Origin of the sequence: Ideonella sp. (assembly GCF_041914305.1) — a bacterium.
Lineage (GTDB): Bacteria > Pseudomonadota > Gammaproteobacteria > Burkholderiales > Burkholderiaceae_C > Ideonella.
This window is the reverse complement of sequence record NZ_JAYSDQ010000004.1, coordinates 1-25,018: the sequence shown is the minus strand read 5'-3', so window position 1 is coordinate 25,018 and position 25,018 is coordinate 1. Positions and strand designations below refer to the sequence as shown.

General features: G+C 69.9%; 23 protein-coding genes. 15 read left to right on the top strand and 8 right to left on the bottom strand.

The features are described from left to right. Nucleotides 1-5 precede the first annotated feature (5 nt). Nucleotides 6-1,907: a calcium-binding protein gene (locus ACE3SG_RS06595; RefSeq protein WP_374563389.1), complete on the top strand. Its 1,902-nt coding sequence runs from the start codon at nt 6-8 to the stop codon at nt 1,905-1,907. Here the strand turns inward: ACE3SG_RS06595 and ACE3SG_RS06590 are convergent, their stop codons facing one another. Then, complete coding sequence (locus tag ACE3SG_RS06590; RefSeq protein ID WP_374563388.1) at nt 1,908-2,720, bottom strand: flagellin; 813 nt, start codon at nt 2,718-2,720, stop codon at nt 1,908-1,910. It abuts the gene before it with no gap. Between the two features lie 279 nt (nt 2,721-2,999). Between ACE3SG_RS06590 and ACE3SG_RS06585 the strand changes: the two genes are divergently transcribed. After that, complete coding sequence (locus tag ACE3SG_RS06585; protein ID WP_374563386.1) at nt 3,000-4,289, top strand: DUF4397 domain-containing protein; 1,290 nt, start codon at nt 3,000-3,002, stop codon at nt 4,287-4,289. A 106-nt stretch (nt 4,290-4,395) separates the two neighbouring features. On the opposite strand, the gene ACE3SG_RS06580 is transcribed toward ACE3SG_RS06585, so the two are convergent. The 3 genes from ACE3SG_RS06580 to ACE3SG_RS06570 all read right to left on the bottom strand — a co-directional run bounded on the left by ACE3SG_RS06580 (nt 4,396) and on the right by ACE3SG_RS06570 (nt 6,969). Then, nucleotides 4,396-5,331 (bottom strand): beta/gamma crystallin-related protein, encoded by a 936-nt coding sequence (locus ACE3SG_RS06580; protein ID WP_374563384.1) that lies wholly within the window; start codon nt 5,329-5,331, stop codon nt 4,396-4,398. Nucleotides 5,332-5,377: 46 nt separating this feature from the next. Beyond that, nucleotides 5,378-6,268: a pirin family protein gene (locus ACE3SG_RS06575; protein ID WP_374563382.1), complete on the bottom strand. Its 891-nt coding sequence runs from the start codon at nt 6,266-6,268 to the stop codon at nt 5,378-5,380. 65 nt (nt 6,269-6,333) lie between these two features. Further along, a complete protein-coding gene (locus tag ACE3SG_RS06570; protein WP_374563380.1) occupies nt 6,334-6,969 on the bottom strand; it encodes an FMN-dependent NADH-azoreductase in 636 nt (211 codons plus the stop codon). A 147-nt stretch (nt 6,970-7,116) separates the two neighbouring features. Between ACE3SG_RS06570 and ACE3SG_RS06565 the strand changes: the two genes are divergently transcribed. After that, nucleotides 7,117-8,136 (top strand): LysR family transcriptional regulator, encoded by a 1,020-nt coding sequence (locus ACE3SG_RS06565; RefSeq protein ID WP_374563378.1) that lies wholly within the window; start codon nt 7,117-7,119, stop codon nt 8,134-8,136. Nucleotides 8,137-8,322: 186 nt separating this feature from the next. Here the strand turns inward: ACE3SG_RS06565 and ACE3SG_RS06560 are convergent, their stop codons facing one another. Then, nucleotides 8,323-10,113 (bottom strand): alpha/beta fold hydrolase, encoded by a 1,791-nt coding sequence (locus tag ACE3SG_RS06560; protein WP_374563376.1) that lies wholly within the window; start codon nt 10,111-10,113, stop codon nt 8,323-8,325. Between the two features lie 155 nt (nt 10,114-10,268). Here ACE3SG_RS06560 and ACE3SG_RS06555 point away from each other — a divergent pair, with 155 nt between their 5' ends. From ACE3SG_RS06555 to ACE3SG_RS06540, 4 genes are all read left to right on the top strand, one after another. Beyond that, entirely contained in the window at nt 10,269-10,550 is a 282-nt protein-coding gene (locus ACE3SG_RS06555) for a DUF427 domain-containing protein (protein ID WP_374563374.1), read from the top strand. Between the two features lie 33 nt (nt 10,551-10,583). After that, nucleotides 10,584-11,342, top strand: coding sequence for a hypothetical protein (locus ACE3SG_RS06550; RefSeq protein WP_374563372.1), 759 nt, complete (start codon nt 10,584-10,586; stop codon nt 11,340-11,342). A 164-nt stretch (nt 11,343-11,506) separates the two neighbouring features. Then, nucleotides 11,507-13,078 (top strand): thioredoxin family protein, encoded by a 1,572-nt coding sequence (locus tag ACE3SG_RS06545; protein ID WP_374563370.1) that lies wholly within the window; start codon nt 11,507-11,509, stop codon nt 13,076-13,078. Between the two features lie 139 nt (nt 13,079-13,217). Continuing rightward, a complete protein-coding gene (locus ACE3SG_RS06540) occupies nt 13,218-15,170 on the top strand; it encodes a prolyl oligopeptidase family serine peptidase (RefSeq protein WP_374563368.1) in 1,953 nt (650 codons plus the stop codon). A 106-nt stretch (nt 15,171-15,276) separates the two neighbouring features. On the opposite strand, the gene gstA is transcribed toward ACE3SG_RS06540, so the two are convergent. Beyond that, nucleotides 15,277-15,885, bottom strand: a complete 609-nt coding sequence (gene gstA, locus ACE3SG_RS06535) for a glutathione transferase GstA (protein ID WP_374563367.1) — start codon at nt 15,883-15,885, stop codon at nt 15,277-15,279. Between the two features lie 183 nt (nt 15,886-16,068). Between gstA and ACE3SG_RS06530 the strand changes: the two genes are divergently transcribed. The 4 genes from ACE3SG_RS06530 (at nt 16,069) to ACE3SG_RS06515 (ending at nt 20,112) form a co-directional block, all read left to right on the top strand. After that, nucleotides 16,069-16,449, top strand: a complete 381-nt coding sequence (locus tag ACE3SG_RS06530) for a glutaredoxin domain-containing protein (RefSeq protein ID WP_374563365.1) — start codon at nt 16,069-16,071, stop codon at nt 16,447-16,449. Nucleotides 16,450-16,553: 104 nt separating this feature from the next. Continuing rightward, on the top strand, nt 16,554-18,158 hold the full coding sequence (locus ACE3SG_RS06525; protein WP_374563363.1) for an alpha/beta hydrolase: 1,605 nt from the start codon (nt 16,554-16,556) through the stop codon (nt 18,156-18,158). After that, complete coding sequence (locus ACE3SG_RS06520) at nt 18,155-18,946, top strand: ATP-binding cassette domain-containing protein (RefSeq protein ID WP_374563361.1); 792 nt, start codon at nt 18,155-18,157, stop codon at nt 18,944-18,946. The genes ACE3SG_RS06525 and ACE3SG_RS06520 overlap by 4 nt, the downstream gene beginning before the upstream one ends. After that, on the top strand, nt 18,943-20,112 hold the full coding sequence (locus ACE3SG_RS06515; protein ID WP_374563358.1) for an ABC transporter permease: 1,170 nt from the start codon (nt 18,943-18,945) through the stop codon (nt 20,110-20,112). Before ACE3SG_RS06520 ends, ACE3SG_RS06515 begins: the two co-directional genes overlap by 4 nt. 79 nt (nt 20,113-20,191) lie before the next feature. Here the strand turns inward: ACE3SG_RS06515 and ACE3SG_RS06510 are convergent, their stop codons facing one another. Continuing rightward, the gene (locus tag ACE3SG_RS06510) at nt 20,192-20,422 is read right to left on the bottom strand and encodes a hypothetical protein (RefSeq protein WP_374563355.1); all 231 of its coding nucleotides are present in this window, start codon (nt 20,420-20,422) and stop codon (nt 20,192-20,194) included. A 260-nt stretch (nt 20,423-20,682) separates the two neighbouring features. On the opposite strand from ACE3SG_RS06510, the gene ACE3SG_RS06505 reads away from it, so the two are divergent. After that, entirely contained in the window at nt 20,683-21,399 is a 717-nt protein-coding gene (locus tag ACE3SG_RS06505; protein ID WP_374563353.1) for a helix-turn-helix transcriptional regulator, read from the top strand. Between the two features lie 126 nt (nt 21,400-21,525). Then, nucleotides 21,526-21,681, top strand: coding sequence for a hypothetical protein (locus ACE3SG_RS06500; protein WP_374563351.1), 156 nt, complete (start codon nt 21,526-21,528; stop codon nt 21,679-21,681). 326 nt (nt 21,682-22,007) lie between these two features. Here ACE3SG_RS06500 and ACE3SG_RS06495 read toward each other — a convergent pair whose 3' ends face one another. Further along, nucleotides 22,008-22,295 carry a YkgJ family cysteine cluster protein gene (locus tag ACE3SG_RS06495; RefSeq protein ID WP_374563349.1) on the bottom strand — a complete coding sequence of 96 codons (288 nt, stop codon included), beginning with the start codon at nt 22,293-22,295 and terminating at the stop codon, nt 22,008-22,010. A 189-nt stretch (nt 22,296-22,484) separates the two neighbouring features. Between ACE3SG_RS06495 and mnmG the strand changes: the two genes are divergently transcribed. Then, on the top strand, nt 22,485-24,512 hold the full coding sequence (mnmG, locus tag ACE3SG_RS06490) for a tRNA uridine-5-carboxymethylaminomethyl(34) synthesis enzyme MnmG (protein ID WP_374563347.1): 2,028 nt from the start codon (nt 22,485-22,487) through the stop codon (nt 24,510-24,512). A gap of 21 nt (nt 24,513-24,533) precedes the next feature. After that, the coding region (locus tag ACE3SG_RS06485; RefSeq protein WP_374563345.1) for an RsmG family class I SAM-dependent methyltransferase at nt 24,534-25,018 on the top strand (485 nt) is incomplete at its 3' end.

The window sequence follows — 25,018 nt, the reverse complement described above, 5'->3', positions numbered from 1 at the left end:
GATGCATGTCCAACCGCTGGATCGCGGGCCGCGCCGTCAAGGCTGGCCTGGCTTGGGATGACGAAAAACAACTGGACCGCGCCGACGACGCCTGGTGGCGCGTGAGCCCCGAGGCGGTCATCAACGGCACACCGGGCGACGACACGCTGGTGGGCACCAGCGGAGCCGACACGATCGACGGCGGTGCCGGTGCCGACGAGATGCGTGGCCTGAAGGGCGCCGACACCTACATCGTCGACAACGTGGGCGACCGCATCGTCGAGGCCTCGGGCGGCGGCAAGGACACCGTCAAGGCCAGCGTCAGCTACACGCTGGCCGACAACGTCGAGAACCTGGTGCTGACCGGCAAGGCCGGGCTGTCGGGCACCGGCAATGCGCTGGGCAACAAGCTGACCGGCAACACCGGCAACAACTGGCTCGACGGCAAGGAAGGCGCCGACACGATGGTCGGCGGCAAGGGCGACGACAGCTACCGCGTCGACAACGCCGGCGACGTGGTCACCGAGGCCGCGGGCCAGGGCATCGACACGGTGACCACGTCGATCGACTACACGCTGGGCGCGGGCGTCGAGAACCTGAGCATGTCGTCGAACAGCTCTGCCGGCATCAAGGGCTACGGCAATGAGTTGGCCAACGCGATGTCCGACTGGATCGGCTCGGACCTGCTGTCGGGCCTGGACGGCAACGACACCCTCAACGGTGGCACCGTGCTGTCGCCCGGGGCGAGCGACACGCTGGATGGCGGCAACGGCGACGACGTGCTGAGCGCCGGTCGTTATGCCTACTCGAGCGACGTGCTCTACGGCGGCGAAGGCAACGACACGCTGACGGTGCAGGCCGGCGCGAATTCGCTGTATGGCGACGGCGGCGACGACCTGCTGCTGTCGGGCAGCGGCGGCATGTACCACGGGCCGACCGACTACCTCGACGGCGGCGCCGGCAACGACACCTTGCAAGGCGGCGGCGGCCTGTCCGGCGGTGACGGCGACGACCTGATGACGACCAATGCCTTCACCGGCTACGCCTCGGGTGGCGAGGGCAACGACACCATCAGCGGCAGCGGCGGCGCGGGTTACAGCAACCTGTCGGTCGATGGTGGCGGCGGCAACGACGCGATCGATTCGTACGCCCTCAACAACAGCCTGACCACCTACGGCAGTGAAGGCAACGACACGATCGACGGCGGCGCGCAGATGAATGTCTCGCTCGACGGCGGCGCCGACGATGACGTGGTGTACGGCCACCGCGAGACCGGCGCGCCCGGCACCGTCTCGGTGCTCGGTGGCGACGGCAACGACGTGGTCACCGGCGTGAACTTCGGCGGCGACTGCACCGTCGAGGGCGGCAGCGGCGACGACACGCTCAGCGGCCGCTCGTCCCACGGCTCGGTCACGATCGATGGCGGTGCCGGCAACGACACCCTGACCTCGGCCCACGGCATGGCGGCGCTGACCGGCGGCGAGGGCAGCGACCTGTTCGTGCTGAGCGCCCAGCAGGTGCTCGGCACCGACCAGGTCTGGACGACCGACTTCGCGAGCGGCATCGACCACCTGGCGATCAGCCAGGCCACGCTGGCGGTGGGCAATGGCGACCTGGTGGTCGACGGTGCGGTGACCCTCGACGGCCCCGGCGGCTTCGACAGCAGCGCCGAGCTGGTGATCGTCGCCGCCGACATCTTCGGCGGCGTCACGTTGGAAAGCGCCGCGGCCGCGATCGGTAGCGCCAACCAGGACTACACGGCCGGGCAGACGGTGCTGTTCATGGTCGACGACGGCGTCAACTCGACCGCGCTGTACTTCACCTCGTCGGGCAACGACGCCACGGTCAGCGCCGACGAGCTGAGCATCGTCGGCACGCTGAACACGACCGCGTCCACCGCGGCCGAAGACATCGTCTGGGGTGTTTGACTAACCGAACAGGGACAGCAGGCGCTGCATCGAGCTCTGGTTCTGCCGGAACATCGAGATCGCGGCGTACTGCTGCACCTGGGCCTGGCGCCAGGCACTGGTGGTCGAGGCCACGTCGGTGCTGACCAGTTGGTCGTAGGCGCGGCTGGCGCTTTCGAAACGCAGGTCGGTGGTGTCGGCGACGGCGTCGAGCCGGTGCTCGACGGCGCCCAGGCTGGCGCGGTGCTGGCCGACCGACTTCAGCGCCTTGTCGATCGAGTCGATCATCGTGCCGCTGCCGCCCGAGGTGGCGATGCTGCCGCCGGTCACGTCCGACAGGTCGCTGTTGTTGCGCAGGTCGGGCGTGGTGAGGTCGAGCGTGTCTTGAGAGCCCGGGCCGGTGTTGATCTGGCGCGTACCGGCGTCGCTGGACAGGATCTTCTGGCCATTGAAGCTGGTGCTGCCGATCACGCGGTTCACCTCCTGGCCCAGCTGCTGGTACTCGGCGTTCAGGCTCGCGCGGTCGCTGTCGTTGAGGGTGCCGTTGCGCGACTGCAGCGCCAGCTCACGCATGCGCTGCAGGTTGCTCGACACCTGACCTAGGGCGCCGTCGGCGGTTTCGGCCAGCGACATGCCGTCCATCGCCCCTTGGTGGGCGATGCGCTCGCCGTTCATCTGCGACAGGAAGCGCTCCGAGATCGACAGGCCGGCGGCGTCGTCGGCCGCGCTGTTGATGCGCCGCAGGCTCGACAGGCGCTGGCTGGATTGGTTCAGGCGCCAGCTGGCGGCGTCGATCCAGCGCGACGAACTGGGCACGGCATTGAAGTTCCACATGGCGGTGGGTGGTGGGCGGCAGACAGAGGTGGCCGCGTTGATCGTCCGCGGCGCTGCGCCGATGAGCGGGGCCGGTGCAAGGCGCGCGCTCGGCGTGACCGATGCCACGAAATCAGACCTTCAGATCGCCGGAAAAGCGGGGCCCCGACACCGGTTATCCTCTCGTCCTTTGGAGGCTCCCTCGGGGCCGGTGGCTTCACGACCGGAAACAGGGCGCAATATTCACGCAACACGGCCTGCCGACCATCCGGGGCCGTACCGAAGGGATCTGGACTGACCATGCGTATCACTAAACGCCACCTGCTCGGCTTTGCGGCCGCTTTGCCCCTGGCTTGGCTCACCGCCTGCGGTGGCAGCGGCGACAACGGCAACGACGCCCATGTGCGGTTGGTCAATGCCAGCGCCGGGTATGCCTCGCTCGACATGTATGTCGACGACAACAAGGAGGCTTCGGCGGTCACCTTCGGGGCTGGCAGCGGCTACGCCGATGTCGCCAACGGCGAGCCCGACCGGACGCTGACCGCGGCCGGCTCGACCACCGAGCTGTTGAGCCAGAGCAGCACGCTGGATTCCGGCAAGCGCTACACCGTCGTCGCCTACGGCTGGGAAGGCGCGCTGAAGTCGTTCCTGATGAGCGACGATGAAGACAGCGCCGACAGCGGCAAGACCAAGGTCAGTGCCTTCAACCTGGCCGTCGATGCGGGCGAGCTGGACGTCTACCTGACGGGCGAGTCCGATGACCTGGCCACGGCGACCCCGGTGGTGAGCGGCGTGGACGCCGGTGCGCAAAGCGCGTTCACCAGCGTCAGCTCGGGCACCTACCGCTTGCGCGTGACGGCAGCCAGCTCGAAGACCGACATTCGGCTGGACGTCTCGGGTGTGGTGCTGAGCAGCACCGACGTGCTGACGCTGGTGATGGCCCCGGGTGCGAGCGGCGTGCTGGTGCATGCCATCGGCGTGGTGCAAGAAGGTGACGTGACGCCGTACCTGAACACCAAGGCCCGCGCCCGCGTGGTCGCTGCAGTCGCCAATGCCGGCACCGTCAGCCTGTCGGCCGGTGGTGTGGGCCTGGCCAGCGACGTCAAGTCGGCCACGATCCGTGACTACATGCTGGTCAACGCCGGCGCCCAGACTGTGCACACCGCCGTCAACGGCACCGCGCTGACCGACCAGTCGGTGACCTTCGCCGCCGGTTCGGACGTGACGCTGCTGGTCTCGGGCACCAGCGCCGCCGATGCGACGGTCCATGCGATCACCGACGACGACCGCCTGCCGACCGTCAGCACCAAGTACAAGCTGCGCCTGGTGCACGCTGCCCCGTCGCTGGCCGCTGAAAACCTGTCGATGACGATCGACTTCAGCGCCGTCGCCAGTGACCTGGCCTTCGGCTCTGCGTCGACCTTCAGTGACCAGACCGCCAGCTCGGCCGCCACGATCGACATCACGACCCCGAGCTCGGGCAGCATCTACAACGTGACCGACGTGAACCTGCTCGCCAAGGGCATCTACACGATGTTCATGTTCGACACGATCAACGGCGCCGTGGGCGTGCTGCGCAAGGAGCGCTGATCGTTCAGCGGCTCTGACAGCCAAAAGAAACGGGGCCTTCGGGCCCCGTTTTTCTTTGTGGGTGAGTGTTGTCGCGCCGGGCGCAAGCCCACCCCTAGCGCGCCGCTCAATAGATCCGGCGCCGCTCCGGGTCGGCACCGCGCCAGGCCGGTGAGTTGTCGGGCAGGCGGGGGCGCACCGACGAGGCGCGGTCGTGGGTGCCGCCGGTCAGCACGTGGCGGCCGGGGCCGAGCGTGATGCAACGGCCTTTGTAGACCGAGTCGGTGCAGATGTCCCACAGGCCGCCGTGCACCTCGACCGACGAGGCCATGTCGCCGAAGCCGAGCCGGCCCAGGTACTCGGTCGGGCCGGTGATCAGCAGGCTGCGGCCGCTGAAGTCGCCGTTTTCGTACAGCGTGAGGCCGCCCATCTCGGGCAGCGGCTGGCGGTTGGCGCCGTACAGGGGGCGGATCGACGAGGCCTCGTCGTGCATCGCGCCGCTCAGGTGGTGGCGGCCGGGTTCCAGCGTGATGCAGCTGCCCTGGTAGTTCGAGTCTTCGCAGAGTTGCCAGACGCCGCGCCGCACGTCGACCGACGAGACGCGGTCGCCCATGCCGACCTTGCCGAGCGACGCGATCGGGCCGTTGACCGCGAGCGACTTGCCGCCGTAGTCGCCATCGTCGTAGAGCACCACCGCGGCGTTGGGGTCACCGGCGCTGTCGTCGGATGCGGGGCCGTCTTTTGGCCGCACCGAGCTGAGCGAGCGCAGCAGGCCGGGGGGCAGCGTGGCGTGCTGGCCCGGGCCGAGCACCAGGCAGCTGCCGCGGAACTGGGCGTCGGTGCACAGCTCCCAGCTGCCGCTGCGCACGACGACCGACGAAGCCTTGTTGTCGAAGCCGTAGTCGGCCAGGTTCGGGTTGGCGCGGTCGAGCCCGAGCGCCATGCCCTGGAACTGGGGCTGCTCGTACAGCTCGATCGGTGCCGCCCGCGTGGCTGCGGGCCAGGCCAGCGCCGCCGCGCAGGCGGCGGCGGTCAAGGGGAGCAAAGGCGTGCGCAAGGCCATGGTCGCTGTCTCCGGTTGGGGGCGGTCGCTCCGCCCCCCGGCCGGATCAGCCCAGGCGCCCGGCGCGGAAGTCTTCGACGGCCTCGATGATTTGGGCTTGCGAGTTCATCACGAACGGGCCGTACTGCGCAATCGGCTCTCGCAGCGGTCGACCGGCGATCAGCAGCGCACGCGTGGCCTCGGCGCCGGCCTGGACGACCACGCCGTCGGCGGCCGCGTCCTGCGCCAGCACGGCCATGCGCTGCGACGGCACCGGCGTGTCGCCGACCTGCGCCTTGCCCCGGTAGACGTAGACGAAGCCGTGGTGGCCGGGCGGCAGCGCCTGTTCGAAGCGCGCGCCAGGCTCGAGGTGGATGTCGAGGTACACCGGCTCGGTGTGCTCGCGTTGCACCGCGCCGGCGACCACACCAGCCCCGCTGCCGGCCACGCCGGCGATCACCGCCACGTCGACCCCCGGCGCGCGCCAGTGCGGGATCTCGGCCGCCGGGATGTCGCGGTAGCCGGCCGGCACCATCTTGTCTTTCGCCGGCAGGTTCAGCCACAGCTGAAAGCCCTCCATCCTGCCTTCCTGCTGCTCGGGCAACTCGCTGTGGATGATGCCGCGGCCGGCGGTCATCCACTGCACGCCACCGTTCTCGAGCAGGCCCTCGTGGCCAGCCGAGTCGCGGTGGCGCATGCGGCCGGCGATCATGTAGGTCACCGTCTCGAAGCCGCGGTGCGGGTGGTCCGGGAAGCCGGCGATGTAGTCGTCGGCGTTGTCGGTGCCGAAGGCGTCGAGCATCAGGAACGGGTCGAGCCGCAGCTGCAGGTCTTGCGTCAGCACGCGGGTCAGCTTGACGCCGGCGCCGTCGCGGGTCGGGCGGCCGACGACCAAGCGCTCGACCCGGCGCGGCCGGGCCAGCGTGGTGGGCGTCGATTCGAGCGTGGGGTTGGTCATGCGAGGCTCCAGGGGTGAGGGGTCCAGTGTGACGGGGCAGGGCCGGGCGCGCCCGGCCGGGGTCTTCAGGCGATCGCGGCTTCTTCGCTGCGCGCCAGCAGTGCGTCGATCTCGGCGCGTGCGCTGGCCAACGCCTGGGCTTCGGCGTCGGGGCCCATGGCCAGGCCTTCGGCGTAGACGAAGCGCACGTCGGTCATGCCCAGAAAGTCCAGCACCGACTTCAGGTACGGCACCTGGCTGTCGCGCTCGGTGCCGCGGTGCACGCCGCCGCGCGACAGCACCGCATAGACGGTCTTGCCGGTCAGCAGGCCGACGGGGCCCTTCTCGGTGTACTGGAAGGTGACGCGAGCGCGGGCGATCGCATCGATCCAGTTCTTCAGCTGCGCGGTGACGCCGAAGTTGTACATCGGCACACCCAGCACGACGACGTCGGCGGCCTGGATCTCGGCGATCAGCGCATCGTCCAGCGCGACGCGGGCGGCCTGCTCGGGCGAGCGGCTTTCGGCCGGCGTGAACAGCGCGCCGAGCGCCGATTCGTCGAGCACCGGGTGCGGCTGGCGGGCCAGGTCGCGCACGGTCAGCGTGGCGCCAGGGTGCTCGGCCAGCAGGCGGGCGGAGAGTTCGTTGGCCAGCCGGGTGGAGTGCGAGCCCTGGTCGTTCTCGAACACGCGGGCGCTGGAATTGACTTGCAGGACGTTCATGGTGGGCTTTCGGTGGGGTTGGCGAGCGGTGGTGGGCTCGATGACCTCACTGTATTGATCGTCTTGTCGAAGATAAATCCACCTTGATGGGCAGGTTTGTTCCTTGAATGGAACAATGCGGGCTCTTGCCCTAGCCGAAAGCCGCCGATGTCGACCGCCGTGGACCCCAACGACCTGGCCCTGTTTGCCCATGTCGCCGATGCCGGCAGCTTCACCCGGGCGGCCGACAAGCTCGGCCTGCCGAAGTCGACGCTGTCACGCCGGCTCTCGGGGCTGGAGGCGCTGCTGGGCGAGCGGTTGATCCTGCGCACGACACGCCGGCTGACGGTGACCGAGTTCGGCGCCGCGGTGCTCGAGCATGCGCGCCAGGTGGTGGCCGAGGTCGACGGCACGCTGGCCTTGGCGCAGCACCGCCAGGCGCAGCCCAGCGGCCACCTGCGGGTGTCGATGCCGGGCGACCTGGCGCTGCTGGCGCTGGGCGGCATGCTGCAGCAGTTCGTGCGCGACCACCCGGCGGTGACCTTGCAGCTGGACCTGTCGCCGCGCCGCGTCGACCTGATCGCCGAGAACTTCGACCTGGCACTGCGCATGGGCGACCTGCCCGACGACACGCACCTGTCGGCGCGCCGGCTGGCCTGGTTCAGCGCGAGCCTGTTCGCCTCGCCCGACTGGGTGGCCGCGCACGGCCTGCCGGCCCACCCGGACGAGCTGATCGCGCCGGCCCGCGACTGGCGCGCACTGGCGGTGGCCGGGCAGAGCGGCGAGCCGCTGCCGTGGCGCCTGGAGCGACCCGTCGAAGGCGCCGGTACCGAGGCGCCGGTGCAGCGCTGGCAGGGGCTGCCGGCTGCGCGCATGCTGGCCAACTCGCCGGCCGTGCTGCTGCAGATGGCGCGTGCCGGCGTCGGCCTCGCGCTGGTCGGCGACTTCTTCGCCGCGCCCTATGTGCATGCCGGCGAGCTGGTGCGGGTGCTGCCCGACTGGCGCTCGCCGCCGGCGCCGGCGTGGGCGGTGTTCCCCGAGCGGCGGCTGATGCCGGCCAAGACCCGGGCCTTCATCGACGCGCTGGCGGCGGTGCTCGCCCCCTGCCGCGAGCCGGGGGCCGATGTCTGCGGCGGCAGCTGCCCCGGGCCGGGCGGCCAGCCCTTTCTGCCCAGGCCGGGGGGCTGAGAGGTGGAGAGTCTTTCACCCATGCCCGCCTTGCGCGCCAAAACACGCCGGTTCTTCGTTGCAAATGCTCGCCATAGCCCGAGCTATGGCTGCGCTTTGCGCCTCGATCCGGCGCGCTTTGACGCGCCTTTCGGGCGCGGCCGAAAAACTCTCAACCTCTGAGCGGGCGGCTGGCGCCGCCCGGGCTTATTCGACGCCGACGCCGGTGTGGTCCAGGTGCTCGCGCACCGCTTCGATCACGTGCTGCTGGCTTTCGGTCTGCGACAGCGTGTGGTCGGCGCCGGCCACCATCAGCATGCGGAAGTTCGGCTGGCCGCTCATGTGGCGGCCGCGCGGGCCGATGTGGTATTCGAGGTAGTCGAGCCCGTCGTCTTCCTCGGCCACGATCAGCAGGATGTCGGTGCCGCGCTCGCTCAGCAGCCGCATGTTGGCCAGCACGTTCTCTTCGCCTGGCGCCTGCCCCAGCAGCCGGCGCGCGGCGCGGGCGGCGCGCACGCGGGTGAGCGTGGCCAGCCGGCCGGCGATGCCGCGCACGTCGATGTCGCCCTTGAGCAGGCGCTTGTAGGTCGCCGGCTCGAACATCGCGCGCCGGTAGTAATGGCTGGACTTGTAGCTGCGCTGCATCGCGCTTTGCAGCGTTTCGCCCTCGTTCCATTCGAGCCGGCGCGGGTTGATCAGCACCAGCCCGGTCACGCGCGGGTCGGCCAGCGCGGTCTGGAACGCGACGTAGGCGCCCGAGCACAGCCCGACCAGGATGAAGCGCTGCACGCCCAGGCCACTCAGCCGCTCGATCGCGGCGCCGACGTCGACCGTCGAGCCCTTCGAGTACAGCCGGGTGCTGGCGTAGCCGGCGGCGCTGCGGCTGTCGCCGATGCCGGCCAGGTCGAAGCGCAGCGAGCGGTAGCCGCGCGCGGCCCAGGCCCGCGCCATCTTCACATACAGCCGGTTCGGCCCGACGCGGTGGTTGGTGCCGACGTTGAGCATCAGGATCGCCGTCTCGGCGCGGCCGCCGGCCTCGTCCAGCCTCTCGGGCTCGGCCAGGATGCCGAACAGGCCGTGCTCATGGCCGAACAGCAGCGGGATCTCGCGCACGCCGGCGAACACCGCGTCGCGCTGCAGCGGCACGTCGGTGCCCGGGGCGCGGGGCTCGGGTTGGGCATCGGCCGGCTCGCCGGCGCGCAGCCAGTCGATGACGCCGTCGAGCGTGGCGGTCGGCACGTCGGTCTCGTGCGGCTCGGCCATCATCGCCGCATAGCCGGGCCATTCGACGACGGTGGTCTCGATGCCGGCTTCGCGGAAGGCGGCGGGCAGCGGGCCGGCGCCGGGCAGGTCGTCGCGGGTGATGAACAGGGTGCGCGGCGCGGGCAGCGGGCTGCCGGGCTTGCCATCGAGCGCCTGCAGGTCCTGCAGCGTCTGGGCGGTGTAGAGCGTGCCCATCGTCTCGAGGTCGTCGCCACCGGTGTCGCCCGGGCGCGGCGCGTGCGCACGCAGCGTGCCGGCCGCGCGCAACTCGCGCGTGAAGGCGCGGCCGCTGGCGCAGGGCGCCCACAGCACCAGGCTGTCGACACCGCCGCGGGCGCTGGCCACGCGGGTGGCCAGCGTGGCGCCGATGCGCACGCCGAACAGCGCCAGCCGTGGGGTGCCGGCCAGGCGCTGCACTTCGTCGAGCGCGGCGTCGATGCAGGCCTGCCAGGCGGCGACGCGGTCGGGGTCGGCGTCGCTGCCGATCGAGTCGCCGGTGCCGTGGTAGTCGAAGCGGATGACCGCGAAGCCGTCGTCGGCCAGGCGTTCGGCCAGCTGGGTGTAGGTTTCGTAGGCGCAGGTGCCTTCGTAGCCGACCGGGCGGCACAGCACGACGCCGGTGGCGCGGCGGCCCACCCGGGGCGCGTGGTACCAGCCGAAGCAGCGGGTCTGCGTGGCGCCGAAGGCGATCGGCACCGCGCCCGGCGGGCTAGGGCTGTTGTCGGTATGGGCCATCGTCTCCCTCATGATTTTGTTCGGTCACACATGCACACAATTTTCAGTATAGGGTTCGCGTCTTCGGCCCACCGGGGCACGCAAATTCAGCCCGGCCGCGGGGAACGCGGGGGGCGCAGTAGCATCGATCCAACAAGCAAGGCACAGGAGCAGGCATGAAAGCGGTGTTCAACGGCGTGGTGGTGGCCGAGAGCGATGACACGGTGGTCGTCGAGGGCAACCACTATTTTCCCGAGACGGCCCTGAAGCGCGAATACACGAGTTTCTCGAACCACCGCACCAGCTGCGCGTGGAAGGGGCAGGCCCGGTACCTCAGCCTGCTGGTCAACGGTGAACTCAACAGCGACGCCGTCTGGTACTACCCCGAGCCCAGCGAAGCGGCGTCGCAGATCAAGAACCGTGTGGCCTTCGGCCGCGGGGTGCAGATTGTCGAGTAAAGCCGCGCCGCGGTGGATCCCCAATCACTGACCTTGGTCCATCGGCGCCGGCTGCGTGAAGTCTGGCGCTCGGCCGGCTGGCCCTGCCAGGATCTGGTCGAAGTCGAATTGCTGGCCGCCGGCTGGCTGGAACGCCGCTGCGACCCGCACGGCCGCGAGACGCTGCGGGTCACCGACGCGGGTGTCCAGGCCTTGGCCGCGACCCTGCAGCGCAACCGGGCCGCGCGCGACGCGCACGAGGCGCTGGTGGCGCGGATCGCGGTCGAGATGCAGCGCGCCGGCCGCGTGGTGTGGCGGGGCCTGAGCCTGCGCGCCCCGGTGGCGGGCCAGGCGCTGGGGCCGGATGGCCAGGTGCTGCCGGTCACCCGCTGGGCGATGGCGATGCCCGATGTCTATTCGATCCGCCACACCACGGTCGAGGACTATGTCGAGCCGATCGTGCACGAGGTCAAGGTGCGCCGCGCCGACCTGCTGGGCGACCTGAAGCGGCCGGCCAAGGGCGAGGCTTACCGCGCGCTGTGCGGCGAATGCTGGTACGTGCTGAAGGCCGGCATCGGCGAGGCCGACGAAGTGCCCGAGGTCTATGGCGTGATGCGGGCCCACCCGGTGGCCGGCGCGCCGGAGAGCGCCGGGCTGGCCTTCGGCGCGCTCGAGGTCTTGCGGCCAGCACCCCGGCGCGCCTTTCGGTTGCCGTTCAGCGTCTGGATGGCGCTGGCGCGGGCCAACGCCGAGCCGGCCGACGAGGAGCCGCCGCAGGGGCGGCTCGGCGCGCCGGAAATTGATCAACCATGATCGACCGGCGCCGGGCCGCCGCCTGCGAAGCGGCGGGGCCTGTCGCACAATCGCCGGTTGTTGACGCTGCCCGCGTGCCGGTGACCCACCGGCGTGGTGGTCGGCGCCTGGCCCCATCACCGGAGATCCCTGTGTCTGCCAAAGCCTCTTCGTCGCCTTTGCGAGTGTCCCGTCTGGTTCGTGCCGTGTCGGCGGCCTGCCTGAGCGTTGCGGCCTGGAGCGCCGCGCCGGCCTGGGCCACGGTGGCCAGCGGGCCCCAGGTGGCGTGGCAGGCGGCGGCGGCCGATGCCGACATCGAGAAGGCCTTCGCCCAGGGCAAGGCCGAGGGCAAGCCGGTGCTGGTGTACTGGGGCGCCAAGTGGTGCCCGCCGTGCAACCAGCTGAAGGCCACGCTGTTCAACCGGCAAGACTTCATCGAGCGCTCGAAGAGCTTCGTCGCCGTCAGCATCGACGGTGACCTGCCGGGCGCCCAGAAGCTGGGCGCGCGCTTCAAGGTGCGCGGCTACCCGACGATGATCCTGTTCAACACCGACGGTGCCGAGATCACCCGGCTGCCCGGCGAGGCCGATGCGCCGGCGGTGATGAACGTGCTGCAGATGGGCTTGGCCGGTGGCCGCCCGGTGAAGACGGTGCTGACCGAAGCCAGGGCCGGCAAGCCGGTGACGGCCAACGAGTGGCGCATGCTGGCCTTCTACTCGTGGGACACCGACGAGGCGCAGCTGGTGCCCGAGGCCGAGCGCGCGCCGATGCTGGCGCAACTGGCTGGCAGCTGCCCGGCCAACGAGACCGAGACCGCGACCCGGCTGCTGCTGAAGGCGCTGGTCGGCCAGGCCGAGCTCGAGCCTAAGGCCAAGCCGGCGATCAAGGTCGACGCCGCGCTGCGCGACCGGATCAAGAAGCTGCTGGCCGACCCGGCGGCCACGCGCAGCCAGATGGATGCGGTGGTGAACTACGCGCCCGAGCTGGCCAAGGCGCTGGCACCGACCGCCGGGCCCGACCGCCAGGCGATGGTCGCGGCGCTCGATGCCGCGCTGGTGCGGCTGCAGGGTGACGCCTCGCTGTCGCGCGCCGACCGCATGTCGGCGCTGATCGGCCGGGTCGACCTGGCGCGGCTGGATCAGCCGAAAGAGGCGCTCAAGCCAAAGCTGCCCGAGGCGCTGGTCAAGCAGGTGCGCGAGGAGGCCGCACGCGCCGACCGCGAGGTCACCGAAGGCTATGAGCGCCAGGCCGTGATCACCTCGGCCGCCCACCTGCTGGGCGAGGCCGGGCTGTGGAAAGACAGCGACGCGCTGCTGCAGGCCAGCCTGCCCAAGAGCCATTCGCCTTATTACCTGATGAGCCAGCTGTCGGGCAACGCGAAGAAGCAGGGCCGCAAGGCCGAGGCGCTGAGCTGGTCGGAGCAGGCCTTCAACAAGAGCGAAGGCCCGGCCACCCGGCTGCAGTGGGGCGCCAGCTATGTCGCCACGCTGGTCGAGCTGGCGCCGCAGGACGAAGCCAAGATCGAGAAGACGGTGGCGCAGCTGATCCGCGAGGCCGATGGCCAGCAGGGCGCGTTCTACGAGCGCAGCGCGCGCTCGATGCAGAAGGTGGGCGACAAGCTCGCGGCGTGGAACGCCAAGGGCCAGCACAAGGCGGTGGTCGAGCGGCTGCGCGCGCAGCTGAACCCGGTGTGCGCCAAGCTGCCGGCGGCCGATGCGCAGCGCGGCGCCTGTGAAGGTGTGCTGAAGAAGGCCTGAACCCGGCGCGGGTTTCACGGGCCATGCGCGGCGGCACGCAGGCTGTCGCGCTGATCGGGCCGTTCATCGCATCGAGTCTCGGCGGTGGTGGAGGGCGGCGAAGAATCGCCGTCATCCAAACCACTGACGAGGAGATTCCATGCCTTTGCCCGCCCGTCGGCGTGCGCCCGCTCGCGCGTTTGCTCTCTCGGCCTGCGCCGTGGCCGGCCTGGCCGCCACCTTGCCGGCCCAGGCCGACACCGCCCCGCCTCAGTTTCCGCTGCGCGACTTCTTTCGCAACCCCGAGAAGGCCTACTTTCGCCTGAGCGACGACGGCAAGTGGCTAGGCTTCATGCAGCCGGCGGTGGGCGAGGGCGGCGACGCGAAACGCATGAACGTGTTCGTGCAGGCGCTCGAGGCCGGCAAGCCGGTCGGTGCGGCGCGCCAGCTGACCCGCGAGAGCGCCCGCGACATCGCGATCTACCGCTGGAAGGGCAACGGCACGGTGCTCTACGAGAAGGACTTCGGCGGCGACGAGAACGTGCGGGTCGTGGCGGTCGATGTGGCCACCGGCAAGCTGACCCCGCTGACGCCCGACGGTGGGGTGCGCGCCGGCATCGTCAACGAGCTGGTCGACGACCCCGAGCACATCCTGGTCCAGCACAACCAGCGCAACAAGTCGGCCTTCGATGTCTACCGCGTTAATGTGCGCACCGGTGCCGCGGCGCTGGTGGCCGAGAACCCCGGCAACATCGTCGACTGGACGGCCGACCACGCGGGCCGCGTGCGGCTGGCGGTGGCCAGCGACGGCGTCAACAACACGGTGCTGTACCGGGCGAGCGAGAGCGAGTCGTTCAAGCCGCTGTTCTCGACCGACTTCCGCACCCAGGTCGGCCCGACCTTCTTCGACTTCGACAACCAGCGCTTCTACGCGCTCAGCAACCGCGGCCGCGACAAGACCGCGCTGGTGCTGATCGACCCGGCCAAGCCCGACACCGAGCAGGTGGTCTACGCGCATCCGAAGGTCGACCTGGCGGGGGTCGCGTATTCACACAAGCGCAAGGTGCTGACGCAGGCCGACTTCCAAGCCGAGAAGCCCGACCGCCACCTGTTCGATGCGCCGATGAAGACGATCTACGAACGCCTGGAGCGCCAGCTGCCGGGGCAGCAGATCATCTTGCAAAGCGCCAGCCGCAACGAAGACCAGTTCGTCGTCGCCTCGATGAGCGACCAGACGCCCGGGGCGCGCTACGTCTACGACGCGGCGAGCGACCGCTTGAGCAAGCTGGGCGACATCAACCCCGGGCTGCCGGCGGCGCAGATGGCGCAGATGAAACCGATCAGCTACACCGCCCGCGATGGCCTGGTGATCCCCGGCTACCTGACGCTGCCGCCGGGCCGGCCGGCGAAGAACCTGGCCTGCATCGTCAACCCGCACGGCGGCCCGTGGGCGCGTGACGGCTGGGGCTTCAACCCGGAGGTGCAGTTCCTGGCCAACCGCGGCTACTGCGTGCTGCAGATGAACTTCCGCGGCTCGACCGGTTACGGCCGCGAGTTCTGGGAAGCCAGCTTCGGCCAGTGGGGCCTGAAGATGCAGGACGACGTGACCGACGGCGCGAAGTGGCTGGTGCAGCAAGGCATTGCCGACCCGAAACGCATCGGCATCTACGGCGGCAGCTACGGCGGTTATGCGACGCTGGCCGGCGTGGCCTTCACGCCCGAGCTGTACGCCGCGGCGGTCGACTATGTCGGCGTGTCCAACCTGTTCACCTTCATGAAGACGATCCCGCCGTACTGGGAGCCGATGCGCCAACAGATGTACGCGATGGTCGGCAACCCCGACGACCCGAAGGACAAGGCGCGCCTGACCGCGACCTCACCCGCACTGCAGGCCGACAGGATCAAGACGCCGCTGTTCATCGCGCAGGGCGCCAAGGACCCGCGCGTCAACAAGGCCGAGAGCGACCAGGTCGTCGAGGCGCTGAAGAAACGCGGCGTCGAGGTGCAGTACCTGGTCAAGGACAACGAAGGCCACGGCTTCCACAACGAGGAGAACCGCTTCGAGTTCTATGCCGCGATGGAAGCCTTCTTCGCCCAGCACCTGAGGCCCTGACTTCCTCCCATGGCGGCGCTCCGCAGGGGCCGCCGCACTCCAAGTGGCGTGCGCGGATCCGGCTTTGCCGGTCCGCTGCGCGAGCCCCCAGTAGGGGGCGTGGGGTCTATTTTTTCAAGCCTTCGGCTTCCATGGCCGCCTGAACCGACGGGCGGCTCGCGACGCGCTCGCGGAAGGCGTTGAGGTTCTTCAGCGCGCTCATGTCGACGCCGACGACCGGGCTCCAGTTGGTGACGGTGAACAGGTAGGCGTCGGCGACGCTGAACTCGTTGCCCAGCAGGTACTGCTTGCCTTCGAGCTGGTTGTCGACCCACTGCAGGCGCTCGCCGAGGCGGGCGCGGTAGACGGCCTTGCCTTCTTCCGGCATCGCCGGGTTGAACAGCGGCGAGTAGCTCTTGTGCAGCTCGCTGGTGATGAAGTTCAACCACTCCATCAGGCGGTAACGCTGCAGGCTGCCGGCCGGCGGCGCCAGCTTGGACGCCGGGGCCTGGTCGGCGATGTACTGCACGATCACCGGGCCTTCGGTCAGGCGTTCGCCGTTGTCGAGCTCCAGCACCGGGACCTGGCCTTTCGGGTTGACTCGGTAGAAGTCGCTGCCGTCGGCCAGCTTCTTGGTCTTGGTCGAGGCCAGGGTCAGGTCGAAGGCCAGGCCGGCTTCGCGCAGCACGATGTGCGGCGACAGCGAGCAGGCGCCGGGGCTGTAGTAGAGCTTCATGGGGTCTCCCGAGGGGTTGTGGACGAGCCGGCGATCATCGGCCCAAAGCGCAAGACCGGGGGGCGGCCAGGGGCTTCGAAATCCCGCTAGGCCAACCGGTCGGCGTTGGTGGTCCACGTTTGGCGGCCGGCGGCCGACCTCTGCTAGATTGCGCCGCATCCTTGGCTCTGCTGTCGCCCCACCATGCCGCGTGCTGTTCTTGCCGAATCCCAGATCCACCCGGCGGTGCGCGAGCGTGTCGCCCGGCACCAGTCGGCCATCGTCGCCGAGGTGCAGCAGGCGATCGCGGCCCACCCAGTGGTGGTGGTCGGCATGGCGATGAACCCGTTCCCGCGCAAGGCCAGGCGGCTGCTCGATGCGGCCGGCGTGACCTACCACTACCTCGGCTACGGCAGCTACCTCAGCCAGTGGCGCCCACGTAACGCGTTGAAGATGTGGACCGGCTGGCCGACCTTGCCGATGGTCTTCGTCCATGGGGTGCTGATCGGGGGTGCCGACGACCTCGAGGCGCTGATCGCCAGTGGCGAGCTCAAGCGCTTGCTGACGCCGGCGTCGCCGGCCTGAGCGGGCGGCGGCTTGCTCGCCGCCGGCCGCCGTTCGCGCGTGTCACCCGGCGTTTCATCCGCTGCGCCGCTGGGTCGGCGCGAGTGCCTTCACAATCGCCGGCCATGAAGCCACAACGAGCTGTTTCCTTTTGCTGGCGGCTGGCGGGGGCGGTGGCCGCCGCGGCGCTCGGCTTTGGCCAGCCGGCCGCGGCGGCGGCCGAGCCGACGCTCAGCCTGAAGCCTTGTCGACTGAAGGGCGTCGAGCATGAAGCCCAGTGCGGCGTGTTGAAGCGCCCGCTCGACCCGACCCGCCCGGACGGCCCGCAGATCGACATCCACGTCGCGGTGATGCCGGCGATCGCGCGCAACAAGAAGCCCGACCCGGTGCTGTTTTTCGCCGGCGGGCCGGGGCAGAGCGCGATCGGCCTGGCCGGGCCGGTGGGGCGCGTGCTGACGCGCTTTCTGAACCGGCGCGACGTGATCCTGGTCGACCAGCGCGGCACCGGCCGCAGCGCGCCGCTGAACTGCGAGCCCGAGGCGCCGACCAAGCCGCTGGCCGACACCATCAGCCCGGCCCGCCAGGCCAGCATGCTGGTGGCCTGCCGCGACGCGCTGCAGAAGCTGCCCTATGGCGACCTGCGCCAGTTCACGACGACGATCGCGATGGCCGATGCCGACGCGGTGCGCCGTGCGCTCGGCGCCGACAAGGTCAACGTGATGGGCGGCTCGTACGGCACCCGCGCGGTGCTCGAATACATGCGCCAGTTCCCGGGCAGCGTGCGCCGCGCGGTGATCGACGGCGTGGCGCCGCCGGACATGGCCTTGCCCGGCTCGTTCTCGCCCGATGCGCAGCGTGCGTTCGACGCGCTGCTGGCCTCGTGCGAGGGGCCGGCGGGCGACCCGGGCTGCCGCCAGCACTACCCGGGCCTGCGGGCCCAGTGGGCGGCGGTGCTGGCGGCGATGCCGCGCGAGGTGGTGGTGACGCACCCGGTGACCGGGCGCGACGAGCGGTTCACGCTGACGCGCGACATGCTGGTCGGGCTGGTCCGCCTGCCGCTGTATGCGCCGTCGCTGGCCTCGGCGCTGCCGTTCGCGATCAGCGAGGCGGCGGCCGGGCGCTACGCCGCGATCGTCGGCCTGGCGACCTCGATGGGCGGCAACAGCCGCGGGCTGGACCTGGCGATGGGCATGCACTTCTCGGTCGTCTGTGCCGAAGACATGCCGCGCCTGGGCAAGACCGGCGACAAGCCGGGCCCCGACTTCGGTGACGCGGCGCTGGCGCTGTACCGCGACGCCTGCGCGGTCTGGCCCAAGGGCAACGTGCCGGCGGCTTTCTACACGATGCCACCGGCGCCGGCGGGCACGCTGGTGCTGTCCGGCGGGGACGACCCGGTGACGCCGCCGCGCCACGGCGAGCGCGTGACGCAGGCGCTGGGTGCCAAGGCGCGCCACGTCGTGGTGCCGCACGCCGGCCACGGCGTGATGGCGCTGGGCTGCATGCGCGACGTGATGTACCGCTTCGTCGACACCGACGACGAGGCGAAGGCGCTGGCGGCGGTGCAGGCCGACGCGAACTGCGCGACGCCGTTGCCACGCCCATTGGCGTTCGTGCCGCCCAGCCCGCCGCCGGCGTCGGCCCCGCCCGCGCCGGCACCGGCGGCGTCTGCGCCGGCACCGCATGTGCGCCGCGGCCCCGATGACGCGCCCTCTTCGAAAGCCGACCGATGATCGAAGTCGAACAACTGACCAAGCGCTTCGTCCACGGGCGCGGCAAGCAGGCGCGTGAAGTGCGCGCGGTGGATGGCGTGAGCTGGCGCGCCGACGACGGCCGCATCACCGGCCTGCTCGGCCCCAACGGGGCTGGCAAGACGACCACGCTGCGGATGGTGGCGGCGCTGATCGCGCCGGACGCCGGGCGGGTGAAGGTCGACGGCATCGACGTCGGCACCGAGCCGATGGCGGCGCTGGCGCGCATGGGCGTGCTGTCGGACGCGCGCGGCCTGTACCCGCGGCTGACGGCACGCGAGAACATCGTGTACTACGGCCGCCTGCACGGCCTGAGCAACGCCCAGGCCAGCGCCCGCGCCGACCAGCTGGCCAAGGTGCTCGAGATGGCGCCGCTGCTGGACCGCCGCACCGACGGCTTCAGCCAGGGCGAGAAGATGAAGACCGCGCTGGCCCGCGCGCTAGTGCACAACCCGCCCAACATCATCCTGGACGAGCCGACCAACGGGCTCGACGTGCTGGCGACCCGGGCCCTGCGCGACGCGCTGCGCCGCTTGCGCGACGACGAGGGCAAGTGCATCGTGTTCTCGACCCACATCATGCAAGAGGTCGAGCGGCTGTGCGACCGGGTGATCGTGATCTCGCACGGCCGCACGGTGGCCGAGGGCACGGTGGCCGAGTTGTCGGCGCGCACCGGCCACAGCGATTTCGAAGAGGCCTTCGTGGACCTGGCGTTCACGGTGACCGAACGCCACGACGCCGGCGAGCTGGCCGAGGAGAAGACAGCATGATGGCCCGATCCGCCTGGGCGGTTTTCTGCAAGGAGCTGACCGACGCACTGCGCGACCGGCGCACGTTGCTGACGGTGTTCCTCAGCTCGGTCGCGATGGGCCCGCTGGTGCTGGTGCTGATCTCGACGCTGGTGTCCGACATCGAGAAGCGGGCCGATGCCCGCGAGCTGACCGCTGTCGGCCTGGACAAGGCGCCGACGTTGCGCAACTACCTGCTGCGCCAGACCTACACGCTGCAGGTGGCGCCGCCCGACTACGAGAAACAGCTGCGCGACAGCAAGCTGGCCGATCCGGTGCTGGTGGTGCCGGCCGATTTCGAGAATGACCTGGCGCGCGGCGAGACGCCGGTGGTCGAGATCATCACCTCGAGCGCGAACCAGCGGGCCCAAAGCGGCGTCGGCCGTTTGAGCCGGTTGATCGACGGCTTCAACCGCGAGCAGGGCACGCTGCGGCTGGCCGTGCGCGGCGTGGCGCCGAGCGCGATGGAGGCGGTCGAGGTCGACGAGCGCGACCTGGCCAACCCGGCGACACGCGCCATGCAACTGACCGGCATGCTGCCGTTCTTCGTGCTGATGGCGGTGCTGTACGGCGCGCTGAACGCCGCGCTGGACACGACCGCCGGCGAGCGCGAGCGCGGCTCGCTCGAGCCGCTGCTGATGAACCCGGCGCCGCGGCTGGCGCTGGTGATCGGCAAGTGGGGCGCGGTGGCCGCGGTCGGCATGCTGATCGCGGTGCTGTCGTCGCTCAGCTTCCTGCCGGGGCAGTGGCTGCTGAAGAGCGAAACGCTGGCGGCGATGTTCCAGTACGGCCTGCCCGAGGCGGCGGCGTTCCTGGCGCTGCTGTTGCCGCTGGCCGGCGCCTTGTCGGCGTTGCTGATGGCGATTGCGATCCGCTGCAAGAGCTTCAAGGAGGCGCAGGCCAACGCCACGGTGGTCGTGCTCGGCGTGTCGCTGCTGCCGATGATGACCCTGTTCAACCAGGACGGCGAGAAGCCCTGGCACCTGTGGGTGCCGGCGCTGGCGCAGTCGACCTTGATGGCCCGCGTGCTGAAGGGCGAGCCGATCAACGCCTGGGACCTGGCGGTGCCGGCGATCGGCAGCGTGCTGCTGGCGGTCGTCTGCCTGGCCTTCCTGGCCCGGCAGTTCGCGAAGGCCGCGGTGCGCTGAGCGGCCATGCCGCGAGTCCCCGCCGGGCTGCGCGCGGCGGGGCAAACCGTCAAGCGAGCCCGCGGCGGGCGGGGCCAGCTCAGGCGGCCTGAACGGCTCGCCAGACCTCGTCTTGCCAGGGCAACTGGCAGACCAGGCGGCTCAGGTGCAGTGCCGACTCGCGTGCCGCCAGCAACTCGCCGTGCTCGCCGACCAGCCGCAGGTTGGTCACCACGCAGAGCGGGTTCGCCATCGCGACGACGCCGTCGGCGATCTGGATCCAGTCCCAGGCCAACCCGGCCTGGCCCTCGTCGAAGTATTCGCTCCACACGGTTTGACCCGCGCAGGGGGTGCCGCGGCACGCCGCAGTGGTCACTCGGGTGCCCAAGTGGACAAATCTTGCCTTACGCTTTGCGGTGGCCTGGCAGAAAATAGCAGGCCAGGCGTAGAGCGCCCAGGGGGGTGGCATGGAGACGCTGGAGGTCGTGTGCATGGTGGCCTTCTTCTTCGTCCGAACAGCCTGAAGTCTGGAGATGTCGTGGTGCACCGGCTAGCTGTCAATCCTGTCAGGGTGTCGTGATGAGTGGCGCGATGCTGAGCCACAGCTATCTGTCGATCATGGAGGCGAAGTCGGCCGAGGACTTCCGCAACCAGATCGTTCATTTCGCCAACGAGCTGGGCTTCCAGTACGTGTCGGCGCTGACGGTGGTCGACCATTCGTTGACGCGCTCCGACTTTGTCAGCGTCGACAACATGCCCACCGACTATCGCGAGGCTGGCGCTTCCACCTTGGAAAACCAGCGCCGCGACCCGGTGATGCAGCATTGCAAGCGGGGCGCGGTGCCGATCGTTTGGGATCAGGAGACCTATCTGCGCCAGGGGGCGATCGACGTGTGGGAGGAGCAGGCCGCTTTCGGCTACCGCACGGGTATTGCGCTGGCTCTGCATCTGCCCGAAGGGCGCCACTTCATGCTGGGCGTTGACCGCGATCAAACGCTGCCGAAACAGCCGAGTGAATTGACGCGCATGGTGGCTGATCTGCAGCTGTTTGCCGTGCATGCGCAGGACACCGCGCTGCGCCTTTTCTTGCCGGCCGAGCGGCTGGTCGAGGCGCCGTCGTTGACGCCGCGAGAGCTCGACGCGCTGCGTTGGACGATGGAAGGCAAGACGGCCTGGGAAGTCGGCAGCATCCTGGGCATCACCGAGCGCACGGCGGTCTTGCACATCCAGAATGCGATGCGCAAACTGGGCTCGGTCAACAAGCACCAGGCGGTGCTCAAGGCGCTGAGACTTGGCCTCATTCACTGAGGCTCACGAGGTGGTCGTGACGGGAGGTTACGGCCACCTGTAAGAGTTGACAGTGTTCGAAATAGGGGGGGATTGCTTCAATGGCGGCACGCGCTGAGTCAGCGTATTTACCGCCCCGGAGTCCCCATGAAGCAAGCCCTGTTGTCCCTGATTCGCCCCGTGTTGCGTCGTCCGGCGGCCGAGCCTGTGCCGGCTGTCGGGGTACGCGAACTTGACCGCGCAGAACTGCGCTTGGTCGGCGGCGGCCCCGGCGAAACGGATGCGCCCAAGACGGGCTGGTAAGCCCGCAGAGTGCGCCGCGATGTGACGTGATTCACATCATTCAGCGGCTTGCATCGATCCTCTCTTTTCGCGACCGAATCCCTCCACAACCAGCGTCGAGCTTGTTGGCAGCATCGTTCAGATGTCGCTCCCAGGTTTGGCTTGGTTGACTTTCAAGGTGCTGGCGGCGTTCCGCCGTCAGCACCTCTTTTTTTGGGCGATGAGCGGCGCCATGCCGCAGCGTTGACGACGCGCTCGGCGCTGTCGTCTTGCAGGCTGTCGCGTCCTGCGCCAATGCCCTAACGATTGAATTCAGTGGCGTCGCCGACGCGCTGCGTTGCGCGCCTTCAGCTTGGCGTGGCAGGCCCGGGATGGGTCGCGGTTTCCAAGTGCGCCAACCACTGCATCGCGTGGACCCGATCGGGCCCGCACATCGCCGCCGACGGTTGCAGCGAGCCGCAGACGGCTGGCCGGCGCGGGTCGCCGAACAGGCGGCAGCGTAGCGCGTCATCCAGTTGCACGCAGGGCACGCCGGCGGGCTTGCCATTGGGCATGCCGGGGATTGGGCTCGAGATCGACGGGGCGGTGCAGCAGGCGCCACAGTGCGGGCGGCAGGCCAGAGGGGCGGCGGGCATGCCGGGCATTGTCCGTCGGCTTTTCGGGACAGATTGCTATTGATGTGTGTATTCACTCACATCATTTCGGGCTTGTGTCGCGACCGGCGGGTGGCGGGCCATCCCCTGGCATAGCGCCAAACGGTGGTGCTCTTTAAAATCAATACCTTGCGCGCAGGTTTGCGCTCGTCCCCGTGATTGGAAGCGCCCGTGCTTTATCCCCAGGAATTCGACGTCATTGTGGTCGGTGGTGGCCACGCCGGCACCGAGGCCGCCTTGGCCGCCGCCCGCATGGGCTGTGCGACGCTGCTGCTGACCCACAACATCGAGACGCTGGGGCAGATGAGCTGCAACCCGTCGATCGGCGGCATCGGCAAGGGGCATCTGGTCAAAGAGGTCGATGCGCTGGGGGGCGCGATGGCCTTGGCCACCGACGAGGCCGGCATCCAGTTCCGCATCCTCAATTCGAGCAAGGGGCCGGCCGTGCGGGCGACGCGAGCGCAGGCCGATCGGGTGCTCTACAAGGCGGCGATTCGCCGCCGGCTGGAGAACCAGCCGAACCTGTGGATCTTCCAGCAGGCGGTCGATGACCTGATGGTCGAGGGCGACCGGGTGGTCGGCGCGGTCACGCAGGTCGGCATTCGCTTTCGTTCGCGCAGCGTGGTGCTGACCGCGGGCACCTTCCTCGACGGACGCATCCACGTCGGGCTGCAAAACCACAGTGGCGGCCGGGCGGGCGACCCGCCGGCGGTCAGCCTGTCGGCGCGGTTGAAGGAGCTGAAGCTGCCGCAAGGCCGGCTGAAGACCGGCACGCCGCCGCGCATCGACGGCCGCTCGATCGACTTCTCGGTGCTGACCGAGCAGCCGGGTGACCTCGACCCGGTGCCGGTGTTCAGCTTCATGGGCGGTGCGGCGATGCACCCGCGCCAGGTGCCGTGCTGGATCACCCACACCAGCGCGCGCACGCACGAGATCATCCGTTCGGGTTTCGACCGCAGCCCGATGTTCACCGGCGTCATCGAAGGGGTGGGGCCGCGCTACTGCCCGAGCATCGAAGACAAGGTCAATCGCTTCGCCGACAAGGACAGCCACCAGATCTTCCTCGAGCCCGAAGGCCTGACGACGAACGAGTTCTACCCGAACGGCATCTCGACCTCGCTGCCGTTCGACGTGCAGCTGGCGGCTGTGCGCTCGATGCCGGGGTTGGCCAACGCTCACATCCTGCGACCGGGCTACGCGATCGAATACGACTACTTCGACCCGCGCGAGTTGAAGAGCAGCTTCGAGACCCGGGCGATCGCCGGCCTTTATTTTGCGGGCCAGATCAACGGCACGACCGGCTACGAAGAGGCCGCGGCGCAGGGCCTGTACGCGGGCGTCAACGCCGCCCGGGCCGCCCGGGGCGAAGAGCCGCTGTCGCTGCGCCGTGACCAGGCCTACCTCGGGGTGCTGGTCGACGACCTGGTGACCAAGGGGGTGACCGAGCCCTACCGCATGTTCACCAGCCGGGCCGAGTTCCGGCTGCAGCTGCGCGAGGACAACGCCGATGCCCGCCTGACCGAAACCGGCCGCGCGCTGGGGCTGGTCGACGACGCGCGTTGGGCGGCCTTCAACCGCAAGCGCGACGCGCTGGCCCGCGAGGCCGAGCGCCTGCGTTCGACCTGGGTTCACCCGGGCATCTTGCCGGTCGCCGCGGCCGAGGCTGTGCTGGGCAAGGCCATCGAGCGCGAGTACAGCCTGGCCGACCTGCTGCGCCGGCCGGGCATCGGCTTCGATCAGGTGGCCGCGCTGGCGGCCGTGGCCAGGCCGGGCGCCGGTGTTTCACGTGAAACCTTGCGCGCCGAGTTTGGCGATGAACTGGCGGATGTGCTGGTCGAACAGCTGGAGATTTCGGTCAAGTACGCCGGCTACATCGACAAGCAGGTCGACGAGGTCGAGCGTTCGTTGGCGTACGAAAAGCTGGCGCTGCCAGCCGAGCTGGACTACGGGCAGGTCACCGCGCTGAGCTTCGAAGTGCGCCAGAAGCTGAACCGGCACCGCCCCGAAACGCTGGGCCAGGCGGCGCGCATCTCGGGGGTGACGCCGGCGGCGATCTCGTTGCTGCTGGTCCATCTGAAGAAGAAGCGCTTCGCTGGCTTCCAGGCGGTGGAGCCGGCGGCCGCGAACGACGGTGCTGGCGAGACGGGGCAGGGTGGTGCGCCGGGCGCCGGGTTGCCGGGGGCTGCCGACGCGGCGTGAGCGCTGCTTTGACTCACCGCTGTGGGCGCCGGCCCACGCCGCTGCCGGGTCGATTTCACCTTCAGTCTTGGCCTGCGTCTGGTCCGTCGAGCGGACCGCTTGCCCTTCTTTGAGTTGCCATCCGTGATCAACGCCACCGCTCCCCAGCACCCCCTCGCCAATGAACTGCAGCGGGGCCTCGCTGGGCTCGGGCTCGAACTGCCCGCCGCGACGCAGGCCCAGTTGCTGCGTTACCTGGATCTGATCGCACACTGGAGCCGGGTCTACAACCTCACGGCCGTGCGGGAGCCGGCGGCGATGCTGACCCAGCATCTGCTGGACTGTTTGGCCATCATCACGCCGTTGCGGCGCCAAATGGTGGAGGTTGGGGTGGGGGCGGGGGGGGGCCCCCCCCCGCCGGGGGGGGGGGGGCGCCGGCCGGCCCCGGCGCCCCGGGGGGGGGGGTGGGGGGGGGGGCACGGGGGGGGCGGGGTCCCCGCGGGCCCCGGGGGGCCCCAACGGCAGCG